10 protein-coding genes are annotated in these 12,581 nt (G+C 72.3%); 5 read left to right on the forward strand and 5 right to left on the reverse strand.

The genetic code is table 11. The annotated features are described in order from the left end of the window. Positions 1 to 35 precede the first annotated feature (35 nt). Positions 36 to 1,496 (reverse strand): sodium:solute symporter, encoded by a 1,461-nt coding sequence (locus DMA15_RS13005; protein ID WP_125512926.1) that lies wholly within the window; start codon positions 1,494 to 1,496, stop codon positions 36 to 38. A 182-nt stretch (positions 1,497 to 1,678) separates the two neighbouring features. Between DMA15_RS13005 and DMA15_RS13010 the strand changes: the two genes are divergently transcribed. Then, positions 1,679 to 3,148 (forward strand): PucR family transcriptional regulator, encoded by a 1,470-nt coding sequence (locus tag DMA15_RS13010; RefSeq protein WP_125512927.1) that lies wholly within the window; start codon positions 1,679 to 1,681, stop codon positions 3,146 to 3,148. Positions 3,149 to 3,259: 111 nt separating this feature from the next. Then, positions 3,260 to 4,048, forward strand: coding sequence for a phosphatase (locus DMA15_RS13015; protein ID WP_125512928.1), 789 nt, complete (start codon positions 3,260 to 3,262; stop codon positions 4,046 to 4,048). Here DMA15_RS13015 and DMA15_RS13020 read toward each other — a convergent pair. The 4 genes from DMA15_RS13020 to DMA15_RS13035 all read right to left on the reverse strand — a co-directional run bounded on the left by DMA15_RS13020 (position 4,009) and on the right by DMA15_RS13035 (position 7,853). Further along, positions 4,009 to 4,989 carry a cation diffusion facilitator family transporter gene (locus DMA15_RS13020; RefSeq protein WP_164551752.1) on the reverse strand — a complete coding sequence of 327 codons (981 nt, stop codon included), beginning with the start codon at positions 4,987 to 4,989 and terminating at the stop codon, positions 4,009 to 4,011. The genes DMA15_RS13015 and DMA15_RS13020 overlap by 40 nt on opposite strands. Before the next feature lie 83 nt (positions 4,990 to 5,072). Then, on the reverse strand, positions 5,073 to 5,933 hold the full coding sequence (locus DMA15_RS13025; protein WP_125512929.1) for an acyl-CoA thioesterase II: 861 nt from the start codon (positions 5,931 to 5,933) through the stop codon (positions 5,073 to 5,075). Between the two features lie 36 nt (positions 5,934 to 5,969). After that, on the reverse strand, positions 5,970 to 7,127 hold the full coding sequence (locus tag DMA15_RS13030; RefSeq protein WP_125512930.1) for an acyl-CoA dehydrogenase family protein: 1,158 nt from the start codon (positions 7,125 to 7,127) through the stop codon (positions 5,970 to 5,972). Positions 7,128 to 7,259: 132 nt separating this feature from the next. Beyond that, positions 7,260 to 7,853 carry a TetR/AcrR family transcriptional regulator gene (locus DMA15_RS13035; protein WP_125512931.1) on the reverse strand — a complete coding sequence of 198 codons (594 nt, stop codon included), beginning with the start codon at positions 7,851 to 7,853 and terminating at the stop codon, positions 7,260 to 7,262. A gap of 111 nt (positions 7,854 to 7,964) precedes the next feature. Here DMA15_RS13035 and DMA15_RS13040 point away from each other — a divergent pair, with 111 nt between their 5' ends. The 3 genes from DMA15_RS13040 to DMA15_RS13050 are packed head-to-tail and all read left to right on the forward strand — an operon-like array spanning position 7,965 to position 12,581. Further along, entirely contained in the window at positions 7,965 to 9,596 is a 1,632-nt protein-coding gene (locus DMA15_RS13040; protein ID WP_125512932.1) for a carboxyl transferase domain-containing protein, read from the forward strand. Positions 9,597 to 9,612: 16 nt separating this feature from the next. Continuing rightward, positions 9,613 to 11,631, forward strand: a complete 2,019-nt coding sequence (locus tag DMA15_RS13045) for a biotin carboxylase N-terminal domain-containing protein (protein ID WP_125512933.1) — start codon at positions 9,613 to 9,615, stop codon at positions 11,629 to 11,631. Further along, entirely contained in the window at positions 11,628 to 12,581 is a 954-nt protein-coding gene (locus DMA15_RS13050) for a hydroxymethylglutaryl-CoA lyase (RefSeq protein WP_125512934.1), read from the forward strand. Before DMA15_RS13045 ends, DMA15_RS13050 begins: the two co-directional genes overlap by 4 nt.

A 12,581-nucleotide genomic window follows, 5' to 3' on the forward strand; every position in this document is an offset into this window, starting at 1 on the left:
TCGCGCGCCCCACTGACAGCGGGCCGCGCGGGGATCTAGACGGCCGCCGGAGCCTGAGGTTCCGTGGCGTCCCGCCCGGCGAGGCGTTCGCGCCAGGCGGCGAGGACGGCCGCGTCGGTGGGCCTGGTGGCCAGGGAGACGGCGACGTACACGGCGAGGGAGGTCAGGAGGCCGTAGTAGACGGGCTGGTTGGCGAGGATGCCGTACCCCCACATGAGCCCGATGACGGACAGGCCGCCGGCGGCGACGGCGGCGAGCGCGCCCTGCGCGGTGCCGCGGCGCCACAGCAGCCCGCCGAGGATCGGCACGAGCAGCCCGGCGACGAGCAGGTTGTAGGCGACGGTCAGCGCCTCGACGACGTCGTTGAGCGCGATGGCGATGAGGATCACGCCGACGCCCATGACGAGGATGAAGACGCGGTTGCCCTTCACCTCGTCGTGCGGCCCGTCGTCGCCGCCGCTCCGCACGGCCCCGCGAAGGCGCGACCAGATGTCGTTGTTGGCGACGGTCGCGCAGGCGATGAGCGCTCCGGAGGACGTCGACATGACGGCGGCGAGCGCGGCGGCGAGGACGAGACCTCGTACGCCCATGGGCAGTTCGTCCTTGACGATGGTCGCGAAGGCGGCATCGGCGCTCGGCAGCTTCGGGTACATGACCTTGGCGGCGGTGCCGATGACGGCACCCGCGATCGCGTAGAGAAGGCAGTAAGTACCGGCGACCGTGCCGCCGTAGCGGGCGACCTTGTCGCTGCGCGCGGTGAAGACGCGCTGCCAGATGTCCTGCCCGATGAGCATGCCGAACGTGTAGATCAGCACGTACGTGAAGATCGTCTCGCCGCCGATGCCCAGCGGGTCGAAGTACTCGGTGGGCAGCTTCGCCCTCATCTCGCCGAAGCCGCCCGCCTTGACGACGGCGATCGGCAGCAGGAGCAACAGCACACCGATGGTCTTCACCACGAACTGCACCATGTCGGTGAGCGTGATGGACCACATGCCGCCGAGCGTGGAGTAGGCGACGACGATCGAGCCGCCGAGGATGATCGCCACCGTGCGGTTCATGTCGAACAGGACGTCGAAGATGGTGGCGTACGCGATGGTCGAGGTGACCGCGAGCATCAGCGTGTACGCCCACATGACCACTCCGGAGATGACGCCCGCGCGCCCTCCGTAGCGCAGGTCGAGCATCTCGGAGACGGTGTAGACCTTCAGGCGCGCGATGCGGGCCGAGAAGAAGACGCTCAGCGCGAGCAGCCCGAGGCCGATGGTGAGGACCATCCAGGCGCCGGAGAGGCCGTACTGGTAGCCGAGGCCGACGCCGCCGATGGTGGAGGCCCCGCCGAGGACGATCGCGGCCATGGTGCCGGAGTACATCCACGGCCCGAGGCGGCGCCCGGCGACCAGGAATTCGCTCTTGGACTTGGCGCGGCGCATGCCCCACCAGCCCATGGCCAGCATCCCGGCGAGATAGACGACGATCACTGTGTAGTCGACGGCCATAAGGGGGGGCCTCCTTCGCGCACCTCGGTGGCGTGTCGTGCAGATGGGGAGTGATGACCGGCCGCGGGGACATCCGCCCGTACCCGCGACCTGCGGTCGGCACGACCTTAGGTGGCCGGAAAGCAACGCTGAAGTGTACGTTTCTTCCACTCCGACCGACCGATACGGATGGAACGTCCACCATGGCCGACCCCCACGGCCCCCTGGGCCCGGCAGCACCCCCCACCCCACCGGTCCCGCTCGCCGCACTGCTCGCCCGCGAGGACCTGGGCCTGCGCCAGATCGCGGGCCCCGACACGGCGGACACGGCCGTGCAGTGGGTGCACACCTCCGAGATGAGGGACCCCTACCCGTACCTCCTCGGGGGCGAGCTGCTCCTGACCGCGGGCGTGCACATCACCGACCCGACGGGCGCGGACGGCGGCCTCGACGCGTACGTGACCCGCATCCTCGCGGCCGGCGGGGCCGCCCTCGGCTTCGGCGTCGCCCCCGTGCACGACACGGTCCCGCGCGCCCTGGTCGCGGCCTGCGACCGCCACGGCCTGCCGCTCCTCGAAGTCCCGCCCCGCACCACGTTCAGCGGCGTCGCGCGCGCGGTATGGCGGCTGATGGCCGAGGCCAGGCACGCGGAGCTGCGGCGGGTGACGGAGGCGCAGCAGAGCCTCGCGACGGCCGCGGCACGGCCCGACCCGGTCCCGGCGGTCCTGCGCCAGCTCGCGGCCCGGCTCGGCGGGCTCGCGGCGCTGTACGGCCCGGACGGGGCACGGCTACAGGCGGCCGGGCAGGCGCCGGACGCGGTGCGGGAGGCGCTGCGGGACCTCACCGGGGTCGTGCGGCGCGCCGTGCCCGCCGCCCCCGCCTCGGCCGCCGCCACGGCCGGCGGAAGCCATCTGGCCGCCTACGCGCTCGGCGGCGGGCGCGGCTTCGCCCTCGGGATCGCCACGGAGCGCCGCGAACCGGGCGACCACACCATCGCGGGCGCCGCGGTCGTGCTTCTCTCCCTGCTCACCGGGGAACACCAGGGCGACTCCGAAGCGGCCCGCTCGGCGGCCCTCGTACGGCTGCTCCTCGGTGCCGCCCCCGAGGAGACCGGGCCTCTCCTGGGCAGCGCCGCCTGGACCGTGGTGCACGCGCGCGGGGAGCGCACCCCGCTGGCCGCTTCGGCGCTCGCCGCGGCGCTCGGCAGCGGTCTTGTCGACCCGCGCGAGGACGTCGTACGCCTGCTCGTCCCCGCCGACCGCGAGGTCGCCCCGGCGGACGGCTGGACCCTCGGCGTCTCCGCCCCCGCCGCCCCGGACGCCCTCGCGGCGGCCGACGCCCAGGCCGCCCGCGCCCTGCGCCGCGCGGAGGCCACCCGCCGCCCCCTCGTAAGGCACCACGCCAACGGCATCGCCGCGCTAGTCGCCCCCGAGGAGGCCGATACCCACGCGCGCGTGCTGCTCGCCCCGCTCGCCGGGAACGAGGCGCTCGTGGAGACCTTGCGGGCCTGGCTCTCCCTGCACGGCAGTTGGGACCGCACGGCGGTCGCGCTCTCCGTCCACCGCAACACGGTCCGCCAGCGCATCGCGCGGTGTGCCGCGCTGCTGGGGGCGGACCTGGACGACCCGGACGTACGGATGGAGCTGTGGTTCGCACTGAGCCGGGAGAGCTGAGCCGGGAGAGCCGACCGTGACGTCCGGCGGCGGCCCGGAGGGGCGCAGGTCACAGCTCCAGGCTTTGATACGGCCCGTCCCCGCGCCCCGACCGACGGCAGAATGGGGAGCATGCCGATACCCAGCCGTCCCGCGCTAGTCGACCATCTCGTCCGCACCCGCATCGCCGGCGATGTCGCCACCCCCCGTGAGAACAACCTCAGCCACTACAGGAAGCTCGCGAACGGCGACCGTCACTACTGGCTCGGCCTGGAGCTGGGCGACCGCTGGACCGACGAGCAGGACGTCCTCGCGGTGATGGCCGAGCGCTGCGGCGTCATCGACGACCCAGGACACCGGCAGGGCCAGGACACCATCGACCCGGAGCTGACGGTCGACGCCCTGGAGCGCATGGCGGCCCGCCTGCGCAAGGCGGCCGCCGGCAAGGAGAGCGTCCTTTTCGCCACCGGCCACCCCGGAGGGCTGCTCGACGTGCACCGCGCGACGGCCGCCGCCCTGCGCGCGGCGGGCTGCGAGATCGTGGTGATCCCCGAGGGGCTGATGGCCGACGAGGGCATGGTCTTCCAATTCGCCGACGTGGCGGTCCTGGAGCGCGGCGCGACGCTGTGGCACACGCACTCCCCCGAGCCGATGAACGCGATCCTGGACGGCCTGGAGCACGCGGGCCGCCCGCAGCCCGACCTGGTGGTCGCCGACCACGGCTGGGCGGGCCGGGCGGGCCAGCGCGGCCTCGACTCGGTCGGCTACGCGGACTGCAACGACCCGGCGCTGTTCATCGGCGAGGCCGAGGGCACGGTCCAGGTGACGGTCCCCCTGGACGACCACGTCACGAGCCCTCGCCACTACGACCCGATGACGGCCTACTTGCTGAACGCGGCGGGGCTGACCCCGGAGTCCTGACCCGTCCCCGGCGTCGGGTCCAGGTACACCCGCCTGATCGCGGGGAAGCGCTCCCGCAGGCGCCGCGCCATGCGGTCGCAGGCCCGCTCGATGTCCGCCGCGCTCGACACGTCCCGGAAGTCCACCTTCGCCGCGACCAGGGCCTCCTTGGGGCCCTGGAGCAGCGTGGTCAGCTCCAGTACGTCCACGACGTGCGGGTCGGCGAGGAGTTCGGCCCGCACCACGGCCCGCATCTCGGCGGGCAGCGGACGGCCGATCAGCAGCTCGGAGTTGGCGTGCCCGAGGACCCAGGCGACGTACACGAGCAGCACGCCGATGCAGAGCGAGGCGACGCCGTCCCACACCCCGGATCCGGTGAGCTGCCCGCCGAGCAGTCCGGCGGCGGCGAGCAGGAGGCCCGCGAGCGCCGCCGAGTCCTCCATGACGACGGCCTTGACCGCCGTGTCGGGGGTGTGGCGCAGATAGCGCTTGAGGCGCACTCCGTAGCGATCGGCCTCACCGCGCGCCTGCTTGAGGCCGGTCCGCAGCGAGTAGCCCTCCAGGAGGAAGGCGACACCGAGCACGAGGTACGAGATGAGCGGGTCGCCCGGCTCATGGCCGTGGGTGAGGGTGTGGATGCCGTCGTACACGGCGAAGACGCCACCGCCGACGAAGGTGGCGACGGAGGCGAGCAGCGCCCAGATGTAGCGGGCCCCTCCGTAGCCGAGCGGATGCTCCTCGTCGGCGGGCCGCTCGCCCGCCTTGAGGGAGGCGAGCAGCATCAGCTCGGTGACGGTGTCGGCCACGGAGTGCGCCGCTTCGGAGAGCATCGCGCTGGATCCGCTGATGACACCGGCGACGGCCTTGGCGAGGGCGATCCCGAGGTTGGCGACGGCGGCGACGATGACGGTGAAGGCGCTCTCGCCGCCGCCTTCCGGCTTCTCTGACGGTTGCTCACTCATGCCACTCGTGTCACCCGTACCACTCATGTCACTCATGTATTCGGACGGTATGTCCGATCAGCACGGAACGCGAACCCTGCCCGTCAGCGCGGAACGCGCACCACGCCCTCTTGAATGACTGTCACCGCGAGCCGCCCGTCCTGCGTCCAGATCCGCGCCTGGCCGAGGCCGCGCCCGCCGGAGGCCGACGGCGACTCCTGGTCGTAGAGCAGCCACTCGTCCGCCCGGAAGGGCCGGTGGAACCACATGGCGTGGTCGAGCGAGGCACCGACGACGTCACCGACCGCCCAGCCGCCCCTGCCGTGCGCGAGCAGCACGGAGTCGAGGAGCGTCATGTCGGAGACGTACGTGGCGAGGCAGACGTGCAGCAGCGGGTCGTCGGCGAGCTTGCCGTGGGTGCGGAACCACACCTGGGAGCGCGGTTCGCGCGGCTGCCCGACGGTGCCCCAGGGCGGCACGTCGGCGTAGCGCAGGTCGACGGCGGCGCGCGCCTCGATCAGCCGCTGGGCGACGGGCCCCGGCAGATGGCGGGGCAGCATCTCGGCGGCGGTGGGGAGCGTCTCGGGGTCGGGCGCGTCCGGCATCGCGGCCTGGTGCTCCAGGCCTTCCTCGTACGTCTGGAAGGACGCGGAGAGGTGGAAGATCGGCTGCCCGTGCTGGACGGCGACGACCCTGCGCGTGGTGAAGGAGCGCCCGTCGCGTATCCGGTCGACGGTGTAGACGATCGGCGCGCCCGCGTCACCGGCGCGCAGGAAGTAGGCGTGCAGGGAGTGGGCGTGGCGGTCGCCGGGGACGGTGCGGCCGGCGGCCACCAGGGCCTGCGCGGCGACCTGTCCGCCGAAGACGCGGGGCACGAGCGCCGAGCGGCTCATGCCCCGGAAGATGTCCTCCTCGATCTGCTCCAGGTCGAGCAGATCGAGGAGGTCCTCAAGTGCCTGGTTCATGAGGGTGGTTCTGCCGGGCGGCTTGCGCAGTGGCCCTCAGAGGCCCATGTCCTTCGCGATGATCATCTTCATGACCTCGCTGGTGCCGCCGTAGATGCGGTTGACGCGGTTGTCCGCGTACAGGCGGGCGATGGGGTACTCGTTCATGAAGCCGTACCCGCCGTGCAGCTGGAGGCACTTGTCGATCACGCGGTGCGCGACCTCGGTGGTGAACAGCTTCGCGGAGGCGGCCTCGGCGGCGGTCAGCTCGCCCGCGTCCAGGGCCTCCAGGGCGCGGTCAACCACGGCCTCGGCGGCGTCCACCTCGGCCTGGCAGGCGGCCAGTTCGAACTTGGTGTTCTGGAAGGAGGCGACCGTCTTGCCGAAGACCGTGCGGTCCTGGACGTACTCCTTGGCGAACCGCACGGCGGCCTTGGCCTGCGCGTACGCGCCGTAGGCGATGCCCCAGCGCTCGGAGGGGAGGTTGCTGCCGAGGTAGTAGAAGCCCTTGTTCTCCTCGCCGAGGAGGTCTTCCACGGGGACCTTGACGTCGACGAACGCCAGCTCGGCGGTGTCGGAGGTCCTCAGGCCGAGCTTGTCGAGCTTGCGGCCGATGGAGTAGCCCTCGGACTTGGTGTCGACGGCGAAGAGGGAGATGCCGAAGCGGCGGTCCTCGGCGGTCGGCGCGGCGGTGCGGGCGCAGACGATCACGCGGTCGGCGTGCACGCCGCCGGTGATGAAGGTCTTGGAGCCGTTGAGGACGTAGTGCGTGCCGTCCTCGGAGAGCTTGGCGGTGGTCTTCATGCCCGCGAGGTCGGAGCCGGTGCCCGGCTCGGTCATCGCGAGGGCCCACATCTCCTCGGCGGAGACGAACTTCTCCAGGTAGCGCTTCTTCTGCTCGTCGGTGGCGAGCATCTTGATGTAGGGCAGGGCGAGCAGCACGTGCACGCCGGAGCCGCCGAAGCTGACGCCCGCGCGGGCCGTCTCCTCGTACTGGACGGCCTCGAACTTGTGCGTGTCCAGGCCTGCGCCGCCGAACTCTTCGGGGACGTTGATCCCGAAGAGGCCCAGCTCGGCGAGCTTGTAGTAGAACTCGCGCGGCACCTGACCGGCGGCGAACCACTCGTCGTGGACGGGGACGACCTCGGCCTCGATGAAGGCGCGCAGGGTCTCCCGGAACGCCTCGTGGTCCTCATTGAAAACGGTACGGCGCACGGAGAACTCCCTCTGCCACTGCCTACGTCGACTAAGCGCTTGCTCAGACTCAGGTTACCCGGCGGTCACCAGAGGCGTCCAGAGACGCAGGTCACTCGGGGGTGGCGGCCGTGCGGGCGGCGCGGGAGGGGGTCACTGGGCGGCCGCCGCCGCGAACGCCCCGCGCGCGAGGCTGTGCAGCAGGTCCGCCATGCCCGCGCGGCTGGGCAGCGCGTCGCGGCGGCTGAGGTGCGGCGTGGAGTTCAGCAGCCCGAAGACCGCGTGCACGCAGACCCTGGCGGCATTCTCGGCGAGGTCCGGATAGACCTTGCGCACCACCTCGACCCAGATCTCCACGTACTGCCGCTGGAGCTGGCGGACCAGCTTGCGGTCGCTGTCCCGCAGGCGGTCCAGCTCGCGGTCGTGCAGGGTGATCAGGGAGCGGTCGTCCAGGGCGAAGTCGATGTGCCCCTCGATGAGCGCGTCGAGGACCCGCGACGGCGACCCGTCCGTGTCGGCCACACAGCGCTTGCCGCCCGTCAGGAGCTGCCCGCTGATGCCGACGAGCAGCTCGGCGAGCATCGCGTCCTTGCCCGCGAAGTGCCGGTAGAGGCCCGGGCCGCTGATGCCGACCGCGGCACCTATCTCGTCCACGCCGACCCCGTGGAAGCCGCGCTCGGCGAAGAGCCGGGCAGCCTCCCTGAGGATCTGCTCGCGGCGGGTGGGGGCGTCGGTTCTGGTGGCCATGAAATTGATTCTAGACAGGTCGGTTAGCGGTCGTTAACCTGAGGGAAACGCGTTAACGCTCATTAACCGATCCGAGCGTGACCGGGTGGACCGAGCAAGGGGGCTCGACTGATGCGGCAGGCACCAGTGCTGACGAGCGCGGCAGATCCCGCGTCCGAGGCATGGCGGGCGAACGAGACGGCGCACACCGCGCTCGTGGAAGAGCTGCGGGCCAAGCTCGCGGCGGCAGCGCTCGGCGGCGGCGAGCGGGCGCGGGCCCGCCATGTGGCGCGCGGCAAGCTGCTGCCCCGGGACCGCGTGGACACGCTCCTCGACCCCGGCTCGCCCTTCCTGGAGCTGGCCCCCCTCGCGGCCGACGGGCTGTATGGCGGGGACGCCCCGGCGGCCGGTGTCATCGCGGGGATCGGCCGGGTCTCGGGCCGCGAGTGCGTGATCGTCGCCAATGACGCCACCGTCAAGGGCGGCACGTATTACCCCATGACGGTGAAGAAGCACCTGCGTGCCCAGGAGGTGGCCCTGGAGAACCGCCTCCCGTGCCTCTACCTCGTCGACTCGGGCGGCGCCTTCCTGCCGATGCAGGACGACGTCTTCCCCGACCGCGAGCACTTCGGGCGGATCTTCTACAACCAGGCGCGGATGTCGGGCGCGGGCATCCCGCAGATCGCGGCGGTCCTCGGCTCCTGCACGGCGGGCGGGGCCTATGTCCCGGCGATGAGCGACGAGGCGGTGATCGTGCGGAACCAGGGCACGATCTTCCTCGGCGGCCCGCCCCTGGTGAAGGCGGCGACCGGCGAGGTGGTGACGGCCGAGGAGCTGGGCGGCGGCGAGGTCCACTCCCGCACCTCCGGCGTCACCGACCACCTGGCGGAGGACGACGCGCACGCCCTGCGGATCATGCGCACCATCGTCTCCACACTCCCCGCGCGCGGCGAACTGCCCTGGCCGGTCCAGCCGGTGGAGGAGCCGAAGGTCGACCCCCTGGGGTTGTACGGCGCGGTGCCGACGGACTCCCGCACCCCCTATGACGTCCGGGAAGTCATCGCGCGCGTGGTCGACGGCTCCCGCTTCGCCGAGTTCAAGGCGGAGTACGGCACGACGCTGGTGACCGGCTTCGCCCACATCCACGGCCACCCGGTCGGGATCGTCGCGAACAACGGCATCCTGTTCTCCGAGTCCGCCCAGAAGGGCGCCCACTTCATCGAGCTGTGCGACCAGCGCGGCATCCCCCTGGTCTTCCTGCAGAACATCTCGGGCTTCATGGTCGGGCGGGACTATGAGGCGGGCGGCATCGCCAAGCACGGCGCGAAGATGGTCACGGCCGTGGCGTGCACGCGCGTGCCGAAGCTGACGGTCGTCGTCGGCGGTTCGTACGGCGCGGGCAACTACTCGATGTGCGGCCGGGCCTACAGCCCCCGCTTCCTGTGGATGTGGCCGAACGCCAAGATCTCCGTGATGGGCGGCGAGCAGGCCGCCTCCGTCCTCGCCACCGTCAAGCGCGACCAGTTGGAGGGGCGCGGCGAGCAGTGGTCGGCCGAGGACGAAGAGGCTTTCAAGGACCCGATCCGCGCGCAGTACGAGGAGCAGGGCAACGCCTATTACGCCACGGCCCGGCTCTGGGACGACGGTGTGATCGACCCCCTGGAGACCCGGCAGGTGCTGGGTCTGGCCCTGACCGCCTGCGCGGGCGCTCCGCTTCCCCAGAGGGAGCCAGGTGCGCCCGGCTTCGGCGTCTTCCGGATGTGACGTGAGGAACCCACTGATGTTCAGCACTGTTCTGGTCGCCAACCGCGGCGAGATCGCGGTCCGCGTCATCCGCACCCTGCGGACGCTCGGCATCCGCTCGGTGGCGGTGTTCAGCGACGCGGACGCGGACGCCCGCCACGTGCGCGAGGCGGACACGGCCGTACGGATCGGTCCGGCGCCGGCCGCCGAGAGCTATCTGTCCGTGGAGAGCATCCTCCGGGCGGCCGCCGCCTCCGGCGCCCAGGCCGTCCACCCCGGTTATGGGTTCCTCGCGGAGAACGCGGGCTTCGCGCAGGCCTGCGCCGACGCCGGGATCACCTTCATCGGCCCGCCCGCCGGGGCCATCTCCCTCATGGGCGACAAGATCCGCGCCAAGGAGACGGTGGAGGCGGCCGGGGTGCCGGTCGTCCCCGGCTCCTCGGGAAGCGGCCTGACCGACGCCGAACTGGCCGCCGCCGCGCGGAAGATCGGTACCCCGGTGCTGCTCAAGCCGAGCGCGGGCGGCGGCGGCAAGGGCATGCGCCTGGTGCGGGACGCCTCGCTGCTCGACGAGGAGATCGCGGCGGCCCGCCGTGAGGCCCGCGCCTCCTTCGGTGACGACACGCTCCTCGTCGAGCGGTGGATCGACCGCCCCCGGCACATCGAGATCCAGGTCCTCGCCGACGGCCAGGGGAACGTGATCCACCTCGGCGAGCGCGAGTGCTCCCTCCAGCGCCGCCACCAGAAGATCATCGAGGAGGCGCCGAGCGTCCTCCTGGACGAGGCCACGCGCGCGGCGATGGGCGAGGCGGCCGTCCAGGCGGCCCGCTCCTGCGGGTACGCGGGCGCGGGCACGGTGGAGTTCATCGTCCCGGGCAAGGACCCCTCCTCGTACTACTTCATGGAGATGAACACCCGCCTCCAGGTGGAGCACCCGGTCACCGAGCTGATCACGGGGCTCGACCTGGTGGAGTGGCAGCTGCGGGTCGCGGCGGGCGAGCGCCTGCCGTTCACCCAGGAGGACATCACCCTGACCGGGCACGCGGTGGAGGCGCGGATCTGCGCCGAGGACCCCTCGCGCGGCTTCCTGCCCTCGGGCGGCACGGTCCTCTCCCTGCGCGAGCCGCAGGGCGACGGCGTGCGCACCGACTCCGGTCTGAGCGAGGGCACGGAGGTCGGCAGCCTCTACGACCCGATGCTCTCCAAGGTCATCGCGTACGGCCCCGACCGCGCCACGGCCCTGCGCAAGCTGCGCGCGGCACTCGCCGGGACGGTCACACTGGGCGTGCCGACGAACGCGGGCTTCCTGCGCAGGCTGCTCGCCCACCCGGCGGTGGTGGCGGGCGAGTTGGACACCGGCCTCGTGGAGCGCGAGGCGGACGGCCTCGTCCCCGACGGCGTGCCGGACGAGGTGTACGAGGCGGCGGCAGCGGTGCGGGAGGCCGCGCTCGCGCCCGCCGAGGGCGGCTGGACGGACCCCTTCTCGGTGCCGAGCGGCTGGCGGCTCGGGGGGACACCGGCGCCCCTGACCCACTGGCTGCACGTGCCGGGACTCGAACCCGTCGCCCACCGGCTCCGGGGAGGCGGCCACACGGTCACCTCCGACCGCGTCTCGGTCACCGTGGACGGCACCCGGCACACCTTCCATCGCGCGGGTGACTGGCTGGGCCGCGACGGCGACGCGTGGCACGTGCGGGACCACGACGCCGTCGAGGCGAGCCTCACGGGCGCCGCGCACGCCGGGGCGGACGCCCTCACCGCCCCCATGCCGGGCACCGTCACGGTCGTGAAGGTCTCCCCCGGCGACCGGGTGAGCGCCGGTCAGAGCCTGCTGGTGGTCGAGGCGATGAAGATGGAGCACGTCATCTCCGCGCCGCACGCGGGCACCGTCACCGAGCTGGACGTGACGCCGGGGTCGACGGTCGCCATGGACCAGGTACTCGCGGTGGTCCTCCCGGCGGAGATGGCGGACACGCCGGACGCGCCGACCGCCGGGACTGCCGGGAGTGCCGCGACCCCCAAAGCGGCCGAGCCGGCCAAGGAGGCCCACGGATGACCACGTCAGGTGCAATCGGCCTCCCCATGAAGGTCGTCTCCCCCGACCTGCCGCCCCGCGTCCGCATCCACGAGGTCGGCGCGCGGGACGGCCTGCAGAACGAGCAGTCGGTCGTGCCCACGGAGGTCAAGGCGGAGTTCGTCCACCGCCTCGCCGACGCGGGGCTGACCACCATCGAGGCGACCAGCTTCGTGCACCCCAAGTGGGTGCCCCAACTGGCCGACGCCGAGCGGCTCTTCCCGCTCCTCGGCGACCTCCAGGGCGTGCACCTGCCGGTCCTCGTGCCGAACGAACGCGGCCTGGAGCGTGCCCTTGCCCTCGGCGCCCACCGCGTCGCCGTCTTCGCCAGCGCCACCGAGTCCTTCGCCAAGGCCAACCTCAACCGCACGGTCGACGAGGCCCTGACGATGTTCGACCCGGTCGTATCCCGCGCGCGGGAGCAGAAGATGCACGTCCGGGGCTATCTCTCCATGTGCTTCGGCGACCCCTGGGAGGGCCCGGTCCCCGTCGCCCAGGTCGTCCGCGTCTGCCGCGCGCTGCTCGACATGGGATGCGACGAGCTGAGCCTCGGCGACACCATCGGCGTGGCCACGCCGGGCCATGTGCGCGCCCTGCTCACCGCGTTGAACGAGGCGGACGTGCCGACCGACCGCGTCGGCGTCCACTTCCACGACACGTACGGCCAGGCGCTCGCCAACACCCTGGCCGCCCTCCAGCACGGCGTGACCACGGTCGACGCCTCCGCGGGCGGCCTCGGTGGCTGCCCCTACGCGAAGAGCGCCACCGGGAACCTCGCCACCGAAGACCTCGTATGGATGCTGCACGGCCTCGGCATCGACACCGGGGTCGACCTCGGCCGCCTCAGCGCCACAAGCGCCTGGATGGCCGGTCACCTGGGCCGGCCCAGCCCGTCCCGCACCGTCCGCGCCCTGACCCACCAGGAACAGTGA

This window comes from Streptomyces sp. WAC 01529 (assembly GCF_003945545.1).
In the GTDB taxonomy this organism is placed as follows: Bacteria; Actinomycetota; Actinomycetes; order Streptomycetales; family Streptomycetaceae; genus Streptomyces; species Streptomyces anatolicus.